Below are 21,850 nucleotides of genomic sequence, written 5' to 3'. Positions count from 1 at the left end.
CACCGCTCACCGTCCGGACCGCTCACCGCACCGCGACCGTGCCGAGGTAGCGGGCGTACTCGTCGAGCGCGGCCGTGGCCTGGGCGTCGTCGCGGTCGATGAGCCAGTTGAGGGTGAGGCCGTCCATGAGGGAGAGCCCGTGGCGTGCGAGGACCGGAACCTCGACGGTCCAGCGGACGTGGGCGGCGCGGGCGACGGCCTCCAGGTACTCGCCGAACACGGCGAGGTAGTGCGCGTACTGCCGGCGGGCCACGTCCGCCAGGTCCGGCTGCCGCAGGGCGTACTGGGTCAGCTCGTACGTCACCATCTGCTCGGCGGGGCTCCGGCGGATGCCGTCCCAGTAGGCGTGCAGGGTGTCGCGGATGATCTCGTACGGGGAGCGGCCGTCGTCCTCCGTGGCCGTCGCCGTCGTGGGGACGAGCGTCCGCCGCATGATCCGGTCGATCACGGCGTGCAGGAGTTCCTGCTTGGAGCGGAAGCAGTAGTGGAAGGCGCCCAGCGGGGCCCCGGCCTCGGTGGTGATGGCCCGGGTGGTCGCCTTCGCGACGCCGTCGCGGATCATGACGGCGATGGCCGCCTCGACGAGCTGGTCGCGGCGTTCGTCGGCCGACAGGCGGGTCATGCAGGCTCCCTGGGCGGGCGGGCGGGCGGGCAGGCGGGTGGAGGAGAACAGGAGTCTAGGCACGGGACAGGAGCCGCCGGAGGGGCAGGAGTCATCCAGAGGGACAGGAGTGAGTCGCCGGTGGGACAGGAGTCGCCGCAGGGACAGGAGTGAGTCGCCGGAGGGACAGGGGCCGCCGTAGGAAGAGGTCAGAGGAAGGCGTGGCCCTCTCCCCGGTACGTGGGGACCTCGTCGACGATCCGGCCGCCCGCCACGACGTGCAGCCGGTCGACCCGCTCGCACAGTTCGCCGGCCTTGGCGTGGCGGAACCATACGCGGTCGCCGAGCCGCAGCGCGTCGGCGGCCTCCCCGGTGAGCGGCGTCTGCACCTCGCCCGCGCCCTCGCGGGGCAGCAGGCGCAGGCCGGGCGGCCACACGGGTACGGGCAGGCGGTCCGCGCCCGCCGGTCCGGAGGCGGTCCAGCCGCCGCCGAGGACCGTGACGTGCCGGGGCGCCGGGCGGCGGACGACGGGGAGGACGAAGAAGGCGGCGGGATACGGCGTGAACGCGCGGTAGTGGTCGAAGAGCGCCGGGGCGTAGAGGCCGGAGCCGGCGCCGAGTTCGGTGACGGCCGCCTCGGCCGAGGTCGTGTGCAGGCTGCCGGTGCCGCCGCCGTTGACGAACTCGAGGTCCGCGACCGAGCGGACGGCGCGGATCGCCTCGGCCCTGCGCCGCGCCAGTTCGCGCGCGGAGACCCGCTGGACGAGCCGGAGCGCCGCCCGGGCGGCGCGCGGGCCGGGCTGGTCGTCCGCGACACCGGCGATCTGCCCCTCGTACGACATGAGCCCGACCAGCCGGAAACGGCGGCGGGCGACGACGGCGCGGGCGAGTTGGCGGGCCTGGGCGGGGGAGTGCAGCGGGGAGCGCCGCATCCCCAGGTGCAGGCGGCCGCCCCACAGGCGCAGGGAGGCGTCGAGGTCGAGGCAGACCCGTACCGGAGGGCCGTAGTGGCCGATCACGGACGCGACGTGGTCCAGGTGCTCGACCGAGTCGATCATGATCGTCACCCGCGCGGCGAGCGTGTCGTCGGAGGCGAGCCGGCGCAGCGCGTCGGGGTCCGTCGTGGGATAGCCGACGAGGACGTCCTCCGCCTGTTCGGCGAGCCACAGTGCCTCGGGCAGGGTGAAGGCGAGGATGCCGGCGAAGCCGGGGAGGCGCAGCACGTCGCTGATCAGCGCGCGGCAGCGCAGCGACTTGCTGGCGAGGCGGACGGGCTTGCCGTTGCTGCGCCCGGTCATCTCCCGCGCGTTGGCGCGCAGTGCGTCCAGGTCGACGACGGCGAACGGCGGCGTGAGACCGGCCGTCGCCCTCTCCAGCTCGGCGAACGGCGCCGAGGCGGCGGGGGACTGGGCGGCCGGGCGCGGCAGGAAACCGGAGCGGGAGCCGGAGCCCGAGCGGGAGTCGGAGCCGGGTGACGGGGGCGGGGTTCGCATGGCGTGGGCGCCTTCCTGACGGGGCGGCGGCAGGAGCCGTCCGAGGCGCGGCCACCATCTCCTGGTCGCCCGTCCAAGTCAAGCTATCGGGACCCTTGACTTGGACGACTGACCAAGACGACCATCCGGACAACCGAATCCCCGGGGACCGCCCGGCGGGGAGGTACACCGGCGGGCCGCGTCCAGTGCATCCCCGGCATACCTCCCGCTTCCCCGGGGGGTTCCAGGGCGGGGCTCCAGGGCTCCAGGCCCCCAGGGCTCCAGGCCCTCAGGGCTCCAGGCCCTCAGGGCTCCAGGCCTCCCGGCCTTCCGGTCCACCCCGGCCTTCCCGTCCACCCCGGCCGCCCAGGCCTCCCGGTCACCCCCGGCCGCCCACACCGCCCCCCCGTCGAGAGGAATCCGCCGTGACCGAGACCTGGCGCAACTGGTCCGGAAGCCAGCAGGCACGTCCCGCCAGGGTCGTCCGGCCCGGAAGTACGGACGAGGTGGCCGCCGCCGTGAAGGACGCGGCCCGCGAGGGACTACGCCTCAAGGCCGTCGGCGCGGGGCACTCCTTCAGTCCGGTCGCCGTCGCCGACGGCGTCCAGCTGAGGCTGGACCGGCTCGACGCGCCGCACGTGGTCGACGCGGAGAGCGGCCTGGTCACGGTGGGTGCCGGCATGCCCCTGTGGAAGCTCAACCCGCTGCTCGCCGCGCACGGCCTCGCGCTGGAGAACATGGGCGACATCGACCGGCAGACCGTCTCCGGGGCGATCTCGACCGGAACCCACGGCAGCGGTCTCCGCTTCGGCGGGATCGCCACCCAGGTCCGGGCCCTCGAACTCGTCCTCGCCGACGGATCGGTGGTCACCTGCTCGGCCGGCGAGCGGCCCGAGCTGTTCGCGGCCGCCCGGGTCGGTCTCGGCGCGCTCGGCGTCCTCACCCGCGTGACGCTCCAGTGCGTGCCGAGCTACGTCCTGCACGCCAGGGACGCCACCACGCCCGTGACCGAGACGCTCGACCGGATGCACGAACTCGCGGACACCCACGACCACTTCGAGTTCTTCTGGTTCCCGCACAGCGATCTGACCCTCACCCGCAGGTTCCGCCGCCTGCCCGGCACCACACCGCTGAAGCCCATCGGCGCGCTGAGCCGCCGGGTCGACGAGACCGTCAGCGGCCTGGGCTTCGAGGGGCTCAACCGGCTCGGCACCCGCTTCCCGGCCCTCGTACCGCCGATCACCCGCTTCGCGGCGCGCGCCATGTCCACGCGCGAGTGGACCGACCTTTCCCACCGTGTCTTCGCGTCCGCGCGCGACGTCCGGTTCCACGAGGGCGAGTTCGCCATCCCGAGGGAACGGGCCGCGGACGCGCTCGGCGAACTGAAGCGCTGGATCGACACCCATGACGAGAAGGTGTCCTTCCCGCTGGAGGTCCGTTTCACCGCCGCCGACGACATCTGGCTCTCCACCGCGTACGGCCGCGAGAGCTGCTACATCGCCTTCCACCAGTACCACCGGATGCCGTACGACCGGTACTTCCGCGCCTGCGAGGACATCCTCGCCGCCCACGGCGGCCGGCCGCACTGGGGCAAGATGCACGGCCTGGACGCCGAACGGCTGCGTCCCCGCTACGAGCGCTTCGACGACTTCGTCGCCCTGCGAGACGAGCTGGACCCGGCCGGTCTCTTCGCCAACCCGTACCTCGACCGCGTCCTCGGACGCGCACCGGGAGCGGCCAGGCCGTGATTCGCTGGTGCACGCTTTTCCCGCGCGCCACCCGCGGGGCGCCGTGAGGACGCCGAGTCGAGTGTCCTGATCTCGTCTCAGATGTCCCGATGCTGTCCGTCGTTGCTGCGCGCACCCGTGTATCGAGGGCTGGGCCGTGCGCACTCGCACATACGCGAACCCCTACCCTGGTGCCCGCCGAGTGGCGGACTTCGAACAGTACGACGAACGGGATGTGACAGGTGACGGGGGCGAACGGCGCCGACATGGTCGGCCAGGTCCTGGGCGGGCGATACCGCGTGACCGCGACGATCGGCCGCGGGGGCATGGGCGTGGTCGCCCGGGCGGTGGACCAGCTGCTGAACCGCGAGGTCGCCGTCAAGGTGCTGCGGGCCTACACCGACGCATCCCCGGCCGAACTGGCCGATCTGCGGGTCCGGATGCAGCGCGAGGCGCAGGCCGCCGCCCGCATCCGGCACAGCGGCGTGGTCACCGTGCACGACGTCGTCGAGGAGCAGGGACTGCCCGTCATCGTCATGGAGCTGGTCGACGGACCCTCCCTCGACGACCTGCTGACGGAGCGCGGCCCCATGGACCCGCGCGAAGCGGCCGCGATCGGCGCGAAGCTGATGGACGCGCTCGACGCGGCCCACCGGGCCGGCGTCCTCCACCGGGACGTCAAGCCCGGCAACGTCCTCCTGGAGAGCAGCGGCCGTGTGGTGCTCACCGACTTCGGCATCGCCAGCATGGACACCTCCGGCGAGGAGGCCCTGGCCAAGCTGACCCAGAGCGGCCAGATCGTCGGCTCCCTCGACTACCTCCCGCCGGAGCGCGCCCAGGGACAGGTCCCGGGTGCCGCGTCGGACATCTGGGCGCTCGGCATGACGCTGTACGCGGCCGTGGAGGGCGCCGCGCCCTTCCGCCGTACGTCGGTCTGGTCCACGCTCGCGGCGATCGTCGGCGAACCGCTGCCGGCGCCCCGCCTCGCCGGGCCGCTCGCCCCGGTGCTCCAGGCGCTGATGGCCAAGGACCCGCTGCAGCGGCCGGACGCCGCGCAGGCCCGCGAGATGCTGGAGGCGGTCGCCGCGGGCCGGACGCCGGGGGCCGCGCCGACGCCCGGCACGGGCACAGGCCTGGGCACGGCCCAGGCGCCGGGCCCGGGCGGCACCCCGACCGCGGGCCTGGGCGTGCACCCGGCGGCCCCGGCCGCCGGCCTGGGGGCGACCCCGAACCCGGGTACGGCGCCCGGCCTGGGCGCGGCCCCGAACCCGGGCATGGCGTCCGGCACAGGCACGAACCCCGGCACGGCGCCCGGCCTGGGCGCGACCCCGCCCCCTGCCCCGGCCCCGCAGGCCGTCACGCCACCGCCGGCGGCCTTCGGTCCTCCCGCCGCCACGCCGTTCTCCCAGCCGGCTCCCCAGCCCGCCGCCTTCTCCCTGCCGGCCGACGCGTACGGTGCTCCCGCTCCGCACCCGGGCGCCGCGCACCCGGGAGTGGCGCCGGGCGTGGCCGCGGGTGGCGTCGGCCGGGCCGAGACGCGTGCCACCGCCGTCCGCGCGCGGCGCCGTCGCACCCGTACCGTCGTCGCGGTGGCCGCAGCAACCGTCCTCACCTGCGGCGGAGTCGCCTACGCCCTGATCGGCATGCGCGGAGACGCGGACACCGGCGGGTCGGACACGGCGCTCCCCACGGCGAGCACCTCCACCGACGGTGACATGTCCGACGCGGGCGGTGCCACCGACGGCGCGACCTCCCCGGGGGACCTGACGTCCATCAGCCCCAGCGCGACGCCGTCCGCCACCCCTTCCCAGAAGGACGGGGACAGCGGAGCCACGTCGGCGCCCGGCGACGGCGACGGGGACGCGGACGACAAGCCGACCGCGTCGCCGTCCGCCTCGAAGGACACCCTGCCCAGCTCGACGGTGAAGGAGCCCACGCCGGTGTCGACGGCGTGCACCGGCTGGGCCCACTCGAACCGCAGCAGCGGCGTGGGTGCGGCAGGCCAGAACACCCACCTCTACACCGGGCCGTACGCGGAGTGCTCGTACGTGACCGTGATCAAGACCGGCGTGAAGGTCTCGTACGACTGCTACGTGACCAACGCCCACGGCAACAAGTGGATCTTCGCCCGGATCCAGGGCACGACCACCGAAGGCTGGATCTTCGCCGACAAGTCCACCCTCACCGGCGGCTCGCTCATCCGCTGCTGAGCGGCCGCTTCACGGTCACGGTGACCGCCTCGGGCGCGAGCACCGCCTCCAGCTCCGTGCCGTCGGGCCGGCGCAGCCGGACCCGGGCCCCCTCGACGTGCACGGAAAGCGCCGGAAGGCCCTGCGGCTCGGCCGAGAAGGGCGTCGTGGGGGAGGACGTCGCCCCGGAGAGCCCTGTGGCGGAGACCTTCGTCGCAGCGAGCTTCGTGGCGGCGACGAAGAGGGTGGCCGTACCACCCGTGGTGCCGGTGAGGACGGGCAGCGCGGCCGCCGTCCCGTACGCGGTGCCGCTCGGTACGGGCCGGGTGGCGGCCGCGGCGTACCCGTGGACGTTCCGCATGGACGACGTCAGCCACGTACCGCCCGGCGTCGTGGCGACCACCCGGGCGGACAGCCCGTCCGTGCTCTCCGCGACGGTCGTGCCCGCCGCCGCCCAGCCGCTGTGACGCACCTCGGTGCCGGGCTGCGCGCCGGTGACCAGATGGGCGTGGATCTCGTCCGCACCCGCCGCGAGGACGACGGAGGTCACGGTCACACCCGGGAGTTCGGCGCCCCGGACGCGGGGCCGGTGGGCGGAGGCGGCCCAGCCCTCGCCCGCGCCGAGCGGGCGGATCCGGCCGCGCAGGCTGAGTTCGCCGTCGACGAGGACGCCGACGTGGTTGTCCGGAGCGCCGTCGAGGACCGGGCCGGTGGCGGTGGAGTGGGCGAGGCGGGCGTACAGCGGATCGTCGGGCAGGACCTGGTCGGCCGGCTGGTCGTCGCTGCCGTGGTTGTGGAGCCGTACGACGCCGTCGGCGGCGGTGGACTGGATCAGCCAGCCCGGCCGGGGGAGCGGGACGACCGCGTCGGCGCGCTCGACCGGAGCGGGTTCCTCGGCCGCCGTCCACACGGGGTGGTCGGGCGGAAGGAGGAGCCCGAGGAAGCCCTTGCTCGCCCAGTACGGCGAGGCGGGCCCCGAGTACTCCTGGACGAGCGGGAGATGGGGCCCGTGCCAGCCGAGGGTGAGCAGCCCGTCCGCGTCCGTCGCGCCCCGGTCGACGAAGTGGCGCAGCGACCCGGAGGCGAGGCGGCGGGTGGTGCCCGGCGCGAGCGGGGTGTGGCCGGTGAGGGCGCCGGCCCACAGCGGCGCGGTGGCGGCGAAGCGGTAGGTGAGGGAGCGGCCCTGGTGCATGGGGGAGCCGTCGGCGCCGAAGGTGCGGGAGTAGCCGTCGAGATGGGTGCGCAGGCGGGGGCCGTAGACGTCCATCAAGTGCCTGGCGCCGGCGAGATGGGCGTGCAGGACGGGGTAGAGGTGGAAGGCCCAGCCGTTGTAGTGGTCGAAGGCGCGCGGGCGGCCGTCGGTGTACCAGCCGTCGCCGAGGTACCACTGCTCGATCTTCGCCAGGCCTCGCTCGACGGCTGCCCGGGCGGCACCGTCCGCGTCCGGGCCGACCTCGGTCAGGAAGCCGCCGACGGTGAACGGGAAGAGCCACCAGTTGTTGTCGACGGGGGTGTGGTGCAGGGCTCCGGCGAGCCAGGCCCGGACGCGCTCGCGGACCGGGTCGTCGAGCCGGTCCCACAGCCAGGGGCGGGTCAGGCGCAGCGCGAGCGCGATCGAGGCGGCCTCGACCATGGGCTGGTTGCGGTCGCCGACGGCGAGCCAGGAGACCGGGTCCCCGCGGGTCAGGTCGCGGTCGGTGGTCGGAGTGCGGGTACCGGCGGCCAGGCCCTCGGCGTAGCGCGAGAGGAAGCCGTGCGGATCGTCGCCGGCCGCGCCCGCGATCCGAAAGGCGGCCAGCAGGAAGGTCCGGGCGAAGCCTTCGAGGGCGTCCGACCGCGTCCCCGAGACGCTGGGTCGGGGCCCGGGCAGGGCGATCAGGGCGTGTCCGGGACCGGCGTGGCGCAGGGCCGAGGTCAACAGCCCGTCGGCGACCGCCTCCCAGTGCGCCCGGGTCCAGCCGGTGCGGGGGCTGAGGACGCGGTCCTCCGGGGGAAGCGGGATCGAGGACATGCGGGTGCGCTCCTTGGTCCGATCAGGCGGACCGAATCTAGGGAGCGACGGATCGAACGTCAAGAACACATGAGCGTACGATCACGTCAGATCGTTTGATCAGCGTCCGGTGGGGCGAGGAGCCCATGCAGGGTGCGGTCAGCGTCTCGGCGGTCAGTCGACCGGCTTGCCGGGCTGGTCGTGGGTGGCGCAGTGGATGCCGCCGCCTCCGGCGGCGATGGTGTCGATGTTCACCTGCACGACGTCCCGCTCGGGGAAGTGCTCCTGGAGGATTCCCCGCGCGCGGTCGTCGGCCTTCCTGTCGCCGAACCTGGGCAGGTACACCGCGTCGTTGCCGATGGAGAAGTTCGCGTAGGTCGACAGGAAGTCGTCGCCGTGGCCCGTGATCCGGTCGGGGTCCGGCTGCGGGAGGTCGATGACCTCGAAGCGGCGGCCCCGTGCGTCGGTCGCCTCGCTCAGCACCGCCTTGGCCTCGTCCGAGGAGCGCGACCAGGAATCGGCGGGCGTTCCCGGGAAGGCCCGGTCCAGGAGGATCACCCCGGGCGCCGTGAACCGTACGAGACTGTCGACGTGGGCGTCGGTGATGTCCTCGCCGCGGACGCCCGTCAGCCAGATCACCTTCTCCACGCCCAGGAGCCGTTTGAGCTCGGCCTCGATCCGGTCGCGGCTCTTGCCGCGGTTGCGGTTGTCGTTGACGATCGAGCTCTCGGTGACCAGCAGCGTTCCTTCGCCGTCCGTCTCGAAGGAGCCGCCCTCGGCGACGAGGGGCGCCTGCTCGCGGGGAATCTCGTATCGCGCGAGCAGCTTCCGGCCGACCTGGCCGTCGTTGGTGTGGACCTGCTTGCCGCCCCAGCCGTTGAAGTTGAAGTCGACGCCGACGATTTCTCCGCCCTCCTCGACGAAGACGGGGACGGTGTCCCGGGCCCACAGGTCGTCGACGGCGAGAGGAATGACCTCGACGCCGGAGCCGCACGCCTTCTGCGCCGCGGCCTGCTGGTCCGGCCGGGCCGACATCACGACGTACTCGTACTCGGCGACGGCCCGTGCGACGCGCGCGATGTCCTGCCGTACGTACGGGAGGTCGCCCTCCCAGACGGACTCCAGCGCCGGCCATGACATGAACGTGCGGGCGTGGCTCTCCCACTCGGCCCCCAGGCGCCGCTTCCTGTCGGTTCCGGTGGCCGGACCGGTGGTATCCGCCGCACCTGACGGGCCCGCGTCGCCGGGCCCGCAGGCCGCGGCGCCGAGGGTGAGCGCTCCGGCTCCTGCGAGCACACGCAGAGCGGAACGGCGGGAGGCGCGGAAGTCGGACATGGGGTCTCCGATCGTGAGGGCGCGGGACCGGGGATCCGGCGGCGGCGGGCAACAGGGAGATGACGCGCGAACCGCCGCGGTTCCCGCTGCTGTGGTCCCGTCGCCGCGGTTCCCGTCGACAGCGTGCCTCGCGTGCCTTGGAACCGTCGGCACCGCCGCCTCCCGGCTTGAACGCCCCCGCGGTCGCTTCGGTCACGCCTCCTGAGGTGAACGCCCTGCCCGAGGTGAACGCCCTGCGGTCGCCTCGCTCATGCCTCCCGCCGCGCGTCGATCTCGGCGATCAGGCCCTCGATGAGCTCCTTGATCTCGTCCCGGATGGGCCGGACGGCTTCCACGCCCCGGCCGGCCGGGTCCTCCAGCTGCCAGTCGAGGTAGGTCCTGCCGGGGAAGTACGGGCAGGCGTCGCCGCAGCCCATGGTGATGACGTAGTCGGACGCCTGGACGGCCTCGGTGGTGAGCCGCTTCGGCTGCTGGTCAGTCCATGCTGACGTCAGTCGACACTGAGCTGATGCGGGTCCTGGCCGACCCGCTCCGGCTCGAGATCGTGACCCTGCTCGCCCGCGAGACCCTGTGCACCACGCACCTGGTCGAGGAGACGGGAGCCAAGCAGACCAACCTCTCCAGAGGTCATCGAGGCCCTGGCCGGTCAGTTCGCCGCCCTGGGCCGGCTCGCGCGGCTCACCACCGAGGCGAACACCAAGCGTTCCTGCCCCTGACGCACCTCTTCCCCGCCCACACCCGAGGTGGGATCGCGGGCGCGGTCCTGGCTGACGCGATGTTCGGCGAGCCGCTGGTGAAGTGGTCCACGCACGACCGCTCGGCCGGGGACCTGCTGCTCGGCGAGGTCGTGGCGACGGCCGGGCTGATCCTGCTGATCTTCGGCCTGGCCCGGACGGACCGCCTCCGCTTCGCGCCCGTCGCGGTCGCCTCGTACATCGGCGCCGCGTACTGGTTCACCTCGTCGACGTCCTTCGCGAACCCGGCGGTGACGATCGGTCGCGCCTTCACCGACACCTTCGCGGGCATCGCCCCGGCCTCGGTCCCCGGCTTCGTCGCCATGCAGCTGGTGGGCGCGGTGGCCGGCCTGTGCCTGGTCGCGGTCATCTTCGTACGCGGCCGCTCATGAGCGCCTGAACGCGACCGACGCCGGTCGGCCGACGGATGCCGGTCGGTCGACGGATGCCGGTCAGTCGACGGACGTGGGTCAGTCGATACGGGGGCTGCGGCGTTCCACGAGGACGGTGTCGCGCCAGACGCCGTGGTGGCGGCCGATGCGCTCGCGGGTGCCGACGACCCGGAAGCCGGCCGGGGCGTGGACGGCGAGACTGGCGGCGTTCTCGGGGAAGATGCCCGACTGGATGGTCCAGATCCCCGCCGCCTCCGTCGACGCGACGAGCGCTTCGAGAAGGGCGGAGGCGACACCGCGGCCACGGGCCTCGGGGTGGACGTAGACCGAGTGCTCGACGACGCCCGCGTACGCGCAACGGTCGGAGACCCGGGTGGCGGCCACCCAGCCGAGGACGCGACCGCTCCCGTCGAGGGCGGCGAACCGGTGCTCGGGCAGCCTGGCCGCGTCGAACTGCTCCCAGGTGGGGGCGGTGGTCTCGAAGGTGGCGTTGCCCTCGTCGACGCCCGCCTGGTAGATCGCGACGACCTCCTCGGCGTGGTCGGTGGTGAGCGGCACCACGACGACGGCGAGCGCGGCGGTCATGCGGCGGCGGCGTTCGTGAGGACGGCGCCCATGGCGGCGAGGACGGCCGGTTCGACCCGGTAGTAGACCCAGGTGCCGCGCCGCTCGGAGGAGAGCAGCCCGGCCTCCTTCAGCTTCTTCAGGTGGTGGGAGACGGTGGGCTGGGAGACGCCGACGTCGGAGATGTCGCAGACGCACGCCTCGCCGCCCCCGTGGGAGGCAACGGCGGAGAACAGCCGCAGGCGGACCGGATCGCCCAGCGCCTTGAACATGACGGCGGTCCGCTCGGCCTCGTCGGCCGTCAGCGGACGCTCGGTCAGCGGCGGGCAGCAGGGCTCGACGGCGGGTTCGAGGAGCGGCAGCGCCTTCGTGTTCGACATGCATCTATGTTGACATACGTCAAACCAGGCGCGGTGATGCCTGCGGGATACAGGGTGCGCTGATTCGATAGATGTCTATGTTGACGTCTGTCGATGCAGGTGTCAGGCTGAAGGGGCAAGAGATCGACGGATGTCGAAACAGGGTGGGCGGCTGCTCATCGCTCTCGCCCTCCCGCGCCCGCCCCCGCACTCACCCCAGGAGCCCGTCATGTCCCGTGTCCAGCTTGCCCTGCGCGTTCCCGACCTGGCGGCGTCCGTCGCCTTCTACTCCAAGCTCTTCGGCACCGAGCCGGCCAAGCTCCGCGAGGGCTACGCCAACTTCGCCGTCGCCGAACCGCCGCTCAAGCTCGTCCTGATCGAAGGCACCGGCACCGAGGAGACCCGTCTGGACCACCTCGGTGTCGAGGTCGACACCGCCGACGCCGTTCACGCGGCCACCGGCCGGCTGAGCCGGGAAGGACTCGCCGTCAGCGAGGAGAACGACACCACCTGCTGCTACGCCCTCCAGGACAAGGTGTGGGTGCACGGCCCGGGCCGCGAGCCGTGGGAGGTGTACGTCGTCAAGGCCGACGCCGACACCCTGGCCAAGGAGCAGGGCAGCACGTGCTGTTCCGCCCCGGCCACCGCCGCCGGGTCGCGGTAGGCGCCGAGACCCGCACCATCAGCCGCCCGGGCCGGACACGTCGCGGCCCGCGATGCCGGCCCTGCGCAGAGCGGCACGCCAGGCCAGGGCGACCGCGGTCTCCGCCAGGCCGAGGAGGACGAGCCACAGGCCGAGCAGCCTGGTCAGGGCCCGGGCCGACTCCGTCGGCAGCGCCAGGACGACGATGCCCGCGACGATGCCGAGGGCCGCGACGGCCATGACGATGCCGCGGTGCGGCATGTTCTTGGTCGCGACGGCCGTGTAGAGGGTGACGATGCCGGACACCAGCCAGACGGCGCCGACGATCAGGGAGAGCACGGCGATCGTCTGGAGGGGGTTCCTCAGACACAGCACCCCGCCCAGGACGTACAGGACGGCCACGATCAGGCCGGGCACGCGGTCGCTGTCACGTCCGAACACGGCCACGAAGCGGAAGCCGCCGATCACCAGCAGGTACACCCCGATGAGCACGGCAAGGACGTGCAGGGTGGCCTCCGGCCAGACGAGCACCATGACGCCGGGGACGAGCGTCGCCATCGCGGCGCCGAGGAGCCAGACCCAGGAACGGCCGAGACGCGCCAGCTGGTCCGCCGGGTCGACCGCGGGCGCGGCGGACGAGCCGGCGGCCGCGGCCTCCGGTCCGGCATGGGGCGCGGAGCCCTGTGAGGTCGACATGTGTCCTCCTCGCGCTCGCCCGAGTGGATCGTCCCGGAACGCTCACGGCCGGCGGTAGCCGTCACGTCTCCACGAGGTCGAGTGACCGGAGGGGCCGGCGGCTCGTGCGGACGGCCTCACCGGTGCAACGCCTTGGCCGACGTTCCCGTCCATCCTCAGGGAGCCAGGAGGGGGAGCCCGTGGCGCTCCAGGACCAGTCTGCACCCTGCGCCCCTGCACCGCCTCACCTCGTGAGGGACAGGGCAGGAGCCGGGGACGCGGGACGTGACGGTGGTGATGAGGCAGGGGCGGCGAGGCCGGGGAAGGCCGGCGCGCGGGCAGGCCTAGGGCAGGTCCCGCACCGCCCTCGCCGTCCTGCGCACCGGCGGCGGAGCCGCGCCCACCGCTTCCGTACGCCCCGAGGAACTCGGCCGCAGCCCGGCCCGGACGCCGGTGGACGCACTCCGCGGCCGGACCGGCGGGTCAGTGGTCGTGGCCGTCGTCGGCGTGGCCCGGAACGGTGTCCGCTCCGTCACCGCCGTCCGCGCCCGTTCCGGCGCTCGGTGCCCCGCTCGGCGTCCGAGACCCGCTCGGTGCGGTGGAGCCGTTCTCCGAGGTGGAGGGCTCCGACGGGGTTCTGTGCTCGTCGTTCTCCGGCGCTCCGCCGCCATGGCTGTGTCCGCCGCCTTCGGAGGCGGTGCCCATGCCCGCCGCGAGCGTGCTCAGGCCGACGTAGCCGCCGCCCGCGACGAGCAGGACCGCCAGGCCCAACGGGCTGAGGACGCGACGGCTCGGCGTCTCGGCGTCCTTGACGACGAAGGCCACGAACGACACCACGATGCCCAGCGGAACGAGCACCGACCCCCGGGCGGGGAAGTCGTCGAAGTGCTGGAGTCCGCCGCTGAGCATGCCGATGCCGAACGACAGCAGCAGCGAGGCGCCGATCACCACGAGCGCGCGGCCGAGCGGTGGCCGGTCCTTCGTCAGCAGGAACTCGTTGACGACGGTGGCGGCCAGGAAGACGCCCACGCCCGCGACGGCGATCGTCGTGTAGCGGGCGGGGTCGAGCGGATGGTGGACCACGGCGCCGCTGATGAGGCCGGCGCCCACGAAATACAGCACGTAACCGATGTAGCGGCCGGCGAGGGGCGTCGGCCGCTTGCGGCGTCGCGACCGGGCGGTGCGTCTGGCGTCGCCGCGTCTTCCGGGAGCGGACTGCGGCGGGGAGCTTTGCGGGGCGCGTCGGTCGGTGGCATCGGTGAAAGCGGACATGGGGTGCCTTCCGGGCAAGTAGGGCAGCGCGCGACGAGCCACCTCGCCGCCCTGTGGGCGCGGGGTGGGCGAAGCGGAAACGCTGAAGCGTGCCGCGCGACGGACGATGACGAGGCCGGCGGCAGGAGGCCCGTGAAGGGCCGGTGCAGAGACGCGAGCGCGAGCGCCGACGAGGACGGCGGCTCGGGCGGGCGATGGCGGCTGGGCCGCCTCTTTCGGATCAGGGGCGGACCCGGCCACGATCCGGAAGGGACGGCCTAGATGCGCAGGACCACCGCTGCGGGGCAACGGGGCGTCACGGGCCGCGCCACGGCGGCCCGGGAAACGCCTCGCGCGAGAAGGGCGGGGTCGTGCTCCGCACTCAACGGCGAAACGGCGGGCGGAGGGACGGTGACGGCCTCGCTGGGCTGCCCGGTCGCGCAGTCCTGCACGACGCGCGCCGACTCCCCGCCGGGGTGGTGGTCCTCATGGGACGACAGAGCCCGATGGGACGGCTGAGCCTCATGGGATGACAGCGCCTCATGGGACGGCAGAGCCTCATGGGATGACAGCGCCTGCTCCGGATGACCGGCGACGGCCGCCGCGGCGACGCTGCCCGGTGCGAGATGTCCCGCCACGCCGTCGGCGTGGAGCCCGTGCGCGTACAGGAGGCCGGTCAGCAGCGCTCCGATCCACAGCAGACGGGACCACCGCGCGACCACAGGTCGCGTGCGGGACTTCCTCGCCGCCGTGGGTTCCGTGAGCACGGCGCGATGATAGTCACGCGGCCGGGCGTGACCGGCACCCGGGTACGCCCGCACGGCACTCCGGCGGCGGAGGGCCACCGCGTCGCGCGGTCGCGCGGGAGGCCGGATTCCGCGCCGTCGGGGTGGCGTCACGGAGGCGCGTCAAGGAGGTGTCAGGGGCGGGGCGTGCGGTGCCAAGAACGCGCCAGGAGGGCAGACACACGACGGGCGGGGGCGGACGCTGAGCGGAGTCCGATCCGAAGGAGTCCGCCCGCATGACCACCCTGACCACCGAGAGGAACGCCGTACCTGGTGCCGAGGAACCGCCTGATACCGGGGCGCGGCACAAGCTGACCACGCTCACCGGGGTCGCGGCGCTGTCGCTGGACGCGATGGCGTCGGTGGCGTACGGGCCCGAGGCCATCGTGCTGGTCCTCGGGGCCGCCGGCGTGTACGGGCTGGGATTCACGCTGCCGGTGACGCTCGCCATCGTGGGGCTGCTCGCGGTGCTGGTCGCCTCGTACCGGCAGGTCATCGCCGCGTTCCCGGACGGCGGCGGTTCCTACGCGGTGGCGAAGGCGCACCTGGGACGTCGTACGAGCCTGGTCGCGGCCGGTTCGCTGGTCCTTGACTACGTCCTGAACGTGGCCGTCGCCGTCACCGCCGGTGTGGCCGCGCTGACGTCCGCCTTCCCGGGCCTGTACGGCGACCGGCTGGTGATCTGCCTCGGTGTCCTGGTGCTCATCACGGTCGTGAACCTGCGCGGGATCGTCGACTCGGCCCGCGCGTTCATCGTCCCGACCGCCGTCTTCGTCGGCGCGATCCTCGTCGTGATCGCCGTCGGCCTGTTCCGCGACGCGCCCGCCTCCACCGCGGCCTCCGACGGGCACGTCTCCGTCCTCGCCGACAACGCCACCGGCGTCGGCGCCCTGCTCCTCCTCAAAGCGTTCGCCTCCGGCTGCTCCGCGCTGACCGGTGTGGAGGCGATAGCCAACGCGGTGCCGTCCTTCCGGGCGCCGGCCGCCCGCCGGGCGATGCGCGCGGAGGTGGCGCTGGGCGGGCTGCTGGGCGTGATGCTGATCGGGCTGTCGGTGCTGATCGCCCGCTTCGGGCTCCGGCCGGTGGAGGGCGTCACCGTCCTCGCCCAGCTCACCGACGCCTCTCTCGGCCACGACTGGGCCTTCTACGTCGTGCAGTTCGCGACCGTGGTGCTGCTGGCGCTCTCTGCGAACACGTCTTTCGGCGGGCTGCCGGTCCTGCTGAAGCTGCTGGCCCGCGACAACTACGCGCCGCACGTCTTCGGGCTCAAGGCCGACCGGCAGGTGCACCGGCACGGAGTGGTGTGGCTCGCGGTGGTGTCGGCCGCGTTGCTGGTCTTCTCCGGTGGTGACACGAACACCCTGGTGCCGCTCTTCGCGATCGGTGTCTTCGTCGGCTTCACGATCGCCCAGACCGGGATGTTCCTGCACTGGAGGGCCACCCGGCAGTGGGGCAGAGCCTTCCTCAACGGTCTCGGCGCTGTTCTGACCGGTGTCTCCGCGGTCGTCGTCACCGCCTCGAAGTTCCACGACGGGGCCTGGCTGATCGTGATCGCCCTGCCGGCTCTCGTCCTCGCCTTCGAGACCGTCCACCGCGCGTACGGGCGGATCGGCGAACGCCTCGGCGTGGGCAGGATCCCGGAGCCGCCGCACCGTGAACGCTCCCTGGTCCTGGTCCCCGTCTCCTCGCTCACTCGGCTCACCAGCGAGGCCCTCACCACCGCCGTCTCCCTCGGCGACGAGGTCCGCGCCGTGACCGTCTGCCACCCGGACCCCGAGGACCTGGCGGCCACCGAGGCCCTGGAGCGGGACTGGGCGCTGTGGAACCCGGACGTCCCGCTCGTACGGCTCCCCTGGGAACGCCGCTCCCTCGGCCGGCCCATCAGCGCGTACGTACGCGCACTGCGCGACGCCGACCCCGGAGCCCGCGTCACCGTCCTGATCCCCGAGGCCGAGCCCGAGCGCCTGTGGCAGCGGCTGCTGCAGAACCAGCGTGGCGCCGTCGTCGCCCACGCCGTACGCCGGGACACCGACGCCGTGATCTGCCGCCTGAGGTTCAGGCTCGGGACTCGTCAGCCGGCGTGATCGTCTCCGCCAGGCCTCCGGCGAGGACATCCGCCGGGCCGTGGGCGCCGTCGCCATGGGCTTCACGACGGCCGCGTCACCGGGGTCGACCTGGGCCGTACCGGTCCCGGTGGAGGCGTGGCTCGTCGCCGGTCATGGCGCGTTTCGCGTAGCGGATGCGTCAAGAGGGGCGGCAAGGGCGTTAGGGCGGCGTCAACGGCGAGGGCGGGTGGCCGAAAGTCCTGTTTTCTCATCTCGTCAGAGAATCCGCTCTTCCTTCTTCCGGGAGTTCACGATGGCCGACGTGGCCTTCGTCGTCACCACGGTCGCGGTCTTCGCGCTGGTGGCTTTCGTCGCCAAGGGGGTGGCGAAGCTGTGACTGTCGAGAACATCGTCGGTCTGCTCGTCGCCGCCGCCCTGCTGGGATACCTCGTCCTCGCGCTGGTCAAGCCGGAGAGGTTCTGAGTACGGATATGAGTCCTGTCCTGGCTGGAGCCCTCCAGCTCCTGGCGCTGGTCGTCGCGCTCGGTCTGTCGTACCGGCCGCTCGGCGACCACATGGCGAAGGTGTACTCCTCGGAGAAGCACCTGAGGTCCGAGAGGTGGATCTACAAGGCCATCGGCGCGAACCCGTCCGTGGAGATGCGCTGGCCGGCGTATCTGCGCGGAGTGCTCGCCTTCTCCGCGGTGAGCGTCCTCTTCCTGTATCTGCTGCAGCGGGTGCAGGGTTCGCTGCCCGGCTCGCTCGGCTTCGTGTCGATCGACCCGGACCAGGCGTTCAACACGGCCGCGTCGTTCGTGGCGAACACGAACTGGCAGTCGTACTACGGCGAGCAGGCGATGGGCCACGTCGTGCAGACCGGCGGCCTCGCGGTGCAGAACTTCGTCTCGGCGGCCGTCGGCATCGCGGTCGCGGTGGCCCTGGTGCGCGGCTTCGCCCGTTCCCGTACGGGCGAACTGGGCAACTTCTGGGCCGACCTGGTGCGCGGTGTCGTCCGCGTCCTGCTGCCGATCTCGGTGATCGGCGCGCTCGTCCTGGTCGCCTGCGGCGCGATCCAGAACTTCTCCGGCATTCACGAGGTCGGTCAGTTCACGGGCGGCACGCAGCAGTGGAACGGCGGCGCGGTGGCCTCGCAGGAGGTCATCAAGGAGCTGGGCACGAACGGCGGCGGCTACTTCAACGCGAACTCGGCCCACCCCTTCGAGAACCCCGACGGGCTGTCCAACCTCTTCGAGATCTACCTGATCCTCGTCATCCCCTTCGCGCTGACCCGCACCTTCGGCCGTATGGTCGGCTCGATCAGGCAGGGCTACGCGATCCTGGCGACGATGGCCACCATCTGGCTCGGGTTCACCGCCCTGATGATGTGGACCGAGTTCGCGGGGAAGGGCCCGGCGTTCGACATCGCGGGTGGTGCGATGGAGGGCAAGGAGACCCGGTTCGGCATCGGCGCGTCGGCGATCTTCTCGGTGGCCACCACCCTGACGTCGACCGGTGCCGTCAACTCCTTCCACTCGTCGAACACCGGTTTCGGCGGCGGCATCAACCTGCTGGGCATGCAGCTCGGCGAGATCGCGCCCGGCGGCGTCGGCTCCGGCCTCTACGGCATGCTGATCATGGCGGTCATCGCGGTGTTCATCGCCGGTCTGATGGTCGGCCGCACGCCCGAGTACCTCGGCAAGAAGATCGGCACCCGCGAGATCAAGTTCGCCGCGCTCTACATCTTGATCACCCCGGCGCTCGTGCTCGGCTTCACGGCCGCGTCGTTCGTCCTGGACACCCCGGCGCACTCGATGACGAACTCCGGCGCGCACGGCTTCTCCGAGATCCTGTACGCCTACACGTCCGGCGCCAACAACAACGGCTCCGCGTTCGCGGGTCTCAACGCCGACACGCAGTGGTTCAACTCGACCATCGGCATCGCGATGCTGCTGGGCCGGTTCCTGCCGATGGTGTTCGTCCTGGCGCTCGCCGGCTCGCTCGCCGAGCAGCAGCCCGTACCCGAGACCGCGGGCACCCTGCGGACCGAGAAGCCGCTGTTCACCGGCCTCCTGGTCGGCACGATCATGATCGTCACCGGTCTCACCTACTTCCCTGCCCTGGCGCTCGGCCCCCTCGCCGAAGGGCTCGCGGCATGACCATCGACGTACAGAAGCACGAGGACCCGATGTCGACCTCCGCCCCTTCGACGAAGGCGCCGCACGGCGACCTGTCCGGCGGGCACCCGTCGGCCGGCCGGGTCGGCGGCGGCCTCTTCGACCCGAAGCAGCTGGTCGCCTCCTTCCCGGACGCGCTGCGCAAGCTCGACCCGCGCGTGATGATCAAGTCGCCGGTCATGTTCGTGGTCCTGGTCGGCTCGGTGGTCACCACAGGGCTCGCGATCAAGAACCCCGGAGACTGGTTCGGCTGGGCGATCACCGCCTGGCTGTGGCTGACCACGGTCTTCGCCAACCTGGCGGAAGCCGTGGCGGAGGGCCGCGGAAAGGCCCAGGCCGACACCCTCCGCAAGGCGAAGACCGACACCGTCGCCCGCCGCCTGACCGAGGACGGCAAGGGCGAGGAGCAGGTGCCCGGCACCGAGCTCAGGATCGGTGACCTGGTGGTCTGCGAGGCCGGCGACGTGATCCCCGGCGACGGTGACGTCGTCGAGGGCGTCGCGAGCGTCGACGAGTCCGCCATCACCGGCGAGTCCGCCCCCGTGATCCGCGAGTCCGGCGGCGACCGGTGCGCCGTCACCGGCGGCACGAAGGTGCTGTCCGACCGGATCGTCATCAAGATCACGACGAAGCCGGGCGAGACGTTCATCGACCGGATGATCAACCTGGTCGAGGGCGCCGCGCGGCAGAAGACGCCCAACGAGATCGCCCTCAACATCCTCCTCGCCTCCCTGACGATCGTCTTCCTGCTCGCCGTCGTCACCCTGAAGCCCTTCGCGATCTACGCGGGCGCCGACAAGCAGACCTCGATGATCGTGCTGACCGCCCTGCTGGTCTGCCTGATCCCGACCACGATCGGCGCCCTGCTCTCGGCGATCGGCATCGCCGGCATGGACCGCCTCGTCCAGCGCAACGTCCTCGCGATGTCCGGCCGGGCGGTCGAGGCCGCCGGTGACGTGTCGACGCTGCTGCTCGACAAGACCGGCACCATCACCCTCGGCAACCGGCAGGCCGCCGAGTTCGTGCCCGTACGCGGGACGACGGAGGCCGAGGTCGCCGACGCCGCCCAGCTCTCCTCGCTGGCCGACGAGACGCCCGAGGGCCGCTCGGTCGTGGTCCTGGCCAAGGAGAAGTACGGGCTGCGCGAGCGCCACCAGGGCGAGCTCGCCCACGCCACGTGGATCGAGTTCACCGCGCAGACCCGCATGTCGGGCGTGGACGTGGACGGCCGGAAGGTCCGCAAGGGCGCGACCGGTTCGGTGATCGCGTGGGTGAAGGAGCAGGGTGGCGATGTCGCCGAGGACGCGCAGGCGCTCACGGACCGGATTTCCGAGGCTGGTGGCACGCCGCTCCTGGTGGCTGTGGAGGACGGCGAGGGCGCGCGTGTCCTGGGTGTCATCCACCTGAAGGACGTGGTCAAGGAGGGCATGCGCGAGCGGTTCGACGAGCTGCGCCGCATGGGCATCAAGACGATCATGATCACGGGTGACAACCCGCTGACCGCCAAGGCCATCGCCGAGGAGGCGGGCGTCGACGACTTCCTCGCCGAGGCCACCCCCGAGGACAAGATGGCCCTCATCAAGCGCGAGCAGGCCGGCGGCAAGCTCGTCGCCATGACCGGCGACGGCACCAACGACGCACCGGCCCTCGCCCAGGCGGACGTCGGCGTCGCGATGAACACGGGCACGTCGGCCGCGAAGGAGGCCGGCAACATGGTCGACCTCGACTCCAACCCGACCAAGCTCATCGAGATCGTCGAGATCGGCAAGCAACTCCTCATCACCCGAGGAGCCCTGACCACCTTCTCCATCGCCAACGACGTCGCGAAGTACTTCGCGATCATCCCCGCGATGTTCGCGGTCGCCTACCCGTCGCTGGACAGGCTCAACATCATGGGCCTGGCCTCGCCCGAGTCCGCCATCCTCTCCGCCGTCATCTTCAACGCGCTGATCATCATCGCCCTCGTCCCGCTGGCGCTGAAGGGCGTGCGCTACCGCCCGTCGAGCGCCGACTCGATGCTCCGTCGCAACCTGGGCCTCTACGGCCTGGGCGGCCTGATCGCGCCGTTCGTCGGCATCAAGATCATCGACCTGCTCCTCTCCCTCATTCCCGGAATCGGCTGATCCACGATGAACAACTCGGCAGCGAACACCGGCCGTGTCCTGTGGGCGGGCCTGCGCGCCCTCCTCGCCCTGACCGTCGTCTGCGGCGTCCTCTACCCCCTTGCCGTCACCGGCATCGCCCAACTCGCCCTGCCCGGCAAGGCGAACGGCTCCGAGATCAAGGACGCGAGCGGGAAGGTCGTCGGCTCCGAGCTCATCGGCCAGCGCTACGACCTGCCGCTCAAGGACGGCGAGGAGACCGCGGCCCCCGACCTGCGCTGGTTCCAGCCCCGTCCCTCCAACGGTCTCGGCAGCAACAGCGTCAACACCCGGTACTCGCTCATCCTGTCCGGCGCGACGAACCGCTCGGGCGACGACGCCGATCTGGTCCAGTGGGTCAAGGACGCCAAGGCCGCCGTCGTCAAGGACAACTCCACCGCCGACCACGAGGTGAAGCCGTCCGACGTCCCCGCCGACGCCGTCACCTCCTCCGGCTCCGGCCTGGACCCGCACATCTCCCCGGAGTACGCGAAGCTCCAGGTGCACCGCGTCGCGGAGAAGAACGGCCTCACCGTCGCCCAGGTCGAGAAGCTGGTCGCCGACCACACCGACGACCGCATCCTCGGCTTCATCGGAGAACCCCGCGTCAACGTACTGAAGCTCAACATCGCCCTCAAGGACCTGGCGGCCAAGGACCTGACGGCCAAGGGCTGATGAGCTGAGGTCGTTTCTTTCGGACCCGGCCAAGATCCGGAAGGGACGGCTCAGGCGAACGACGGCGGAAGCCGGCGGGCCATGGAAGATCCATGGCC

19 protein-coding genes are annotated in these 21,850 nt (G+C 72.3%); 10 read left to right on the top strand and 9 right to left on the bottom strand.

All coding sequences use genetic code 11. The features are described 5' to 3' along the window. Positions 1 to 22: 22 nt before the first annotated feature. Together ACFVGS_RS31235 and ACFVGS_RS31230 are read right to left on the bottom strand one after the other, a co-directional pair. Positions 23 to 622, bottom strand: coding sequence for a TetR/AcrR family transcriptional regulator (locus ACFVGS_RS31235; RefSeq protein WP_385695183.1), 600 nt, complete (start codon positions 620 to 622; stop codon positions 23 to 25). 188 nt (positions 623 to 810) lie between these two features. After that, positions 811 to 2,028: an amino acid deaminase/aldolase gene (locus tag ACFVGS_RS31230; protein ID WP_385695246.1), complete on the bottom strand. Its 1,218-nt coding sequence runs from the start codon at positions 2,026 to 2,028 to the stop codon at positions 811 to 813. Between the two features lie 470 nt (positions 2,029 to 2,498). Between ACFVGS_RS31230 and ACFVGS_RS31225 the strand changes: the two genes are divergently transcribed. Together ACFVGS_RS31225 and ACFVGS_RS31220 are read left to right on the top strand one after the other, a co-directional pair. Beyond that, positions 2,499 to 3,821, top strand: coding sequence for a D-arabinono-1,4-lactone oxidase (locus ACFVGS_RS31225; protein WP_385695180.1), 1,323 nt, complete (start codon positions 2,499 to 2,501; stop codon positions 3,819 to 3,821). Positions 3,822 to 4,042: 221 nt separating this feature from the next. Then, positions 4,043 to 6,010: a serine/threonine-protein kinase gene (locus ACFVGS_RS31220; RefSeq protein ID WP_385695178.1), complete on the top strand. Its 1,968-nt coding sequence runs from the start codon at positions 4,043 to 4,045 to the stop codon at positions 6,008 to 6,010. Here the strand turns inward: ACFVGS_RS31220 and ACFVGS_RS31215 are convergent. The 3 genes from ACFVGS_RS31215 to ACFVGS_RS31205 all read right to left on the bottom strand — a co-directional run bounded on the left by ACFVGS_RS31215 (position 5,997) and on the right by ACFVGS_RS31205 (position 9,964). Next, complete coding sequence (locus ACFVGS_RS31215; protein WP_385695175.1) at positions 5,997 to 8,000, bottom strand: DUF2264 domain-containing protein; 2,004 nt, start codon at positions 7,998 to 8,000, stop codon at positions 5,997 to 5,999. The genes ACFVGS_RS31220 and ACFVGS_RS31215 overlap by 14 nt on opposite strands. A 153-nt stretch (positions 8,001 to 8,153) precedes the next feature. Then, on the bottom strand, positions 8,154 to 9,314 hold the full coding sequence (locus ACFVGS_RS31210) for an agmatine/peptidylarginine deiminase (RefSeq protein ID WP_384410642.1): 1,161 nt from the start codon (positions 9,312 to 9,314) through the stop codon (positions 8,154 to 8,156). A 248-nt stretch (positions 9,315 to 9,562) separates the two neighbouring features. Next, positions 9,563 to 9,964 carry a hypothetical protein gene (locus ACFVGS_RS31205; protein ID WP_385695244.1) on the bottom strand — a complete coding sequence of 134 codons (402 nt, stop codon included), beginning with the start codon at positions 9,962 to 9,964 and terminating at the stop codon, positions 9,563 to 9,565. Between ACFVGS_RS31205 and ACFVGS_RS31200 the strand changes: the two genes are divergently transcribed. Then, positions 9,859 to 10,440, top strand: a complete 582-nt coding sequence (locus ACFVGS_RS31200) for a hypothetical protein (RefSeq protein WP_385695242.1) — start codon at positions 9,859 to 9,861, stop codon at positions 10,438 to 10,440. The two genes, ACFVGS_RS31205 and ACFVGS_RS31200, sit on opposite strands and share 106 nt — an antisense overlap. Positions 10,441 to 10,518: 78 nt before the next feature. On the opposite strand, the gene ACFVGS_RS31195 is transcribed toward ACFVGS_RS31200, so the two are convergent. Together ACFVGS_RS31195 and ACFVGS_RS31190 are read right to left on the bottom strand one after the other, a co-directional pair. Further along, complete coding sequence (locus ACFVGS_RS31195; RefSeq protein ID WP_385695171.1) at positions 10,519 to 11,025, bottom strand: GNAT family N-acetyltransferase; 507 nt, start codon at positions 11,023 to 11,025, stop codon at positions 10,519 to 10,521. Beyond that, complete coding sequence (locus tag ACFVGS_RS31190; RefSeq protein WP_385695169.1) at positions 11,022 to 11,384, bottom strand: ArsR/SmtB family transcription factor; 363 nt, start codon at positions 11,382 to 11,384, stop codon at positions 11,022 to 11,024. The genes ACFVGS_RS31195 and ACFVGS_RS31190 overlap by 4 nt, the downstream gene beginning before the upstream one ends. A gap of 208 nt (positions 11,385 to 11,592) precedes the next feature. On the opposite strand from ACFVGS_RS31190, the gene ACFVGS_RS31185 reads away from it, so the two are divergent. Beyond that, positions 11,593 to 12,027, top strand: a complete 435-nt coding sequence (locus ACFVGS_RS31185; RefSeq protein WP_385695166.1) for an ArsI/CadI family heavy metal resistance metalloenzyme — start codon at positions 11,593 to 11,595, stop codon at positions 12,025 to 12,027. Positions 12,028 to 12,045: 18 nt separating this feature from the next. Here ACFVGS_RS31185 and ACFVGS_RS31180 read toward each other — a convergent pair whose 3' ends face one another. Together ACFVGS_RS31180 and ACFVGS_RS31175 are read right to left on the bottom strand one after the other, a co-directional pair. Then, entirely contained in the window at positions 12,046 to 12,702 is a 657-nt protein-coding gene (locus ACFVGS_RS31180) for an HdeD family acid-resistance protein (protein ID WP_385695163.1), read from the bottom strand. Positions 12,703 to 13,164: 462 nt separating this feature from the next. Continuing rightward, complete coding sequence (locus ACFVGS_RS31175; protein WP_385695160.1) at positions 13,165 to 13,803, bottom strand: hypothetical protein; 639 nt, start codon at positions 13,801 to 13,803, stop codon at positions 13,165 to 13,167. Between the two features lie 1,150 nt (positions 13,804 to 14,953). Between ACFVGS_RS31175 and ACFVGS_RS31170 the strand changes: the two genes are divergently transcribed. From ACFVGS_RS31170 to ACFVGS_RS31145, 6 genes are read left to right on the top strand one after another with little or no spacing between them, the layout of a single operon-like run. Continuing rightward, a complete protein-coding gene (locus ACFVGS_RS31170; protein WP_385695157.1) occupies positions 14,954 to 16,801 on the top strand; it encodes an APC family permease in 1,848 nt (615 codons plus the stop codon). 40 nt (positions 16,802 to 16,841) lie between these two features. Next, positions 16,842 to 17,159, top strand: a complete 318-nt coding sequence (locus ACFVGS_RS31165) for a hypothetical protein (RefSeq protein ID WP_385695154.1) — start codon at positions 16,842 to 16,844, stop codon at positions 17,157 to 17,159. After that, entirely contained in the window at positions 17,156 to 17,245 is a 90-nt protein-coding gene (gene kdpF, locus ACFVGS_RS31160) for a K(+)-transporting ATPase subunit F (RefSeq protein ID WP_384410667.1), read from the top strand. Before ACFVGS_RS31165 ends, kdpF begins: the two co-directional genes overlap by 4 nt. 8 nt (positions 17,246 to 17,253) lie before the next feature. Next, positions 17,254 to 18,918, top strand: coding sequence for a potassium-transporting ATPase subunit KdpA (gene kdpA / locus ACFVGS_RS31155; RefSeq protein WP_385695151.1), 1,665 nt, complete (start codon positions 17,254 to 17,256; stop codon positions 18,916 to 18,918). Then, positions 18,915 to 21,059 (top strand): potassium-transporting ATPase subunit KdpB, encoded by a 2,145-nt coding sequence (gene kdpB, locus ACFVGS_RS31150; protein ID WP_384410673.1) that lies wholly within the window; start codon positions 18,915 to 18,917, stop codon positions 21,057 to 21,059. Before kdpA ends, kdpB begins: the two co-directional genes overlap by 4 nt. A 6-nt stretch (positions 21,060 to 21,065) precedes the next feature. Beyond that, on the top strand, positions 21,066 to 21,752 hold the full coding sequence (locus ACFVGS_RS31145) for a potassium-transporting ATPase subunit C (protein ID WP_385695148.1): 687 nt from the start codon (positions 21,066 to 21,068) through the stop codon (positions 21,750 to 21,752). Positions 21,753 to 21,850 lie beyond the last annotated feature (98 nt).

This window comes from Streptomyces sp. NPDC127114, from assembly GCF_042677525.1.
Classification (GTDB): Bacteria; Actinomycetota; Actinomycetes; order Streptomycetales; family Streptomycetaceae; genus Streptomyces.
Note: the sequence above shows the minus strand (reverse complement) of the source record. Positions and strands in the feature narration are given on the sequence as shown.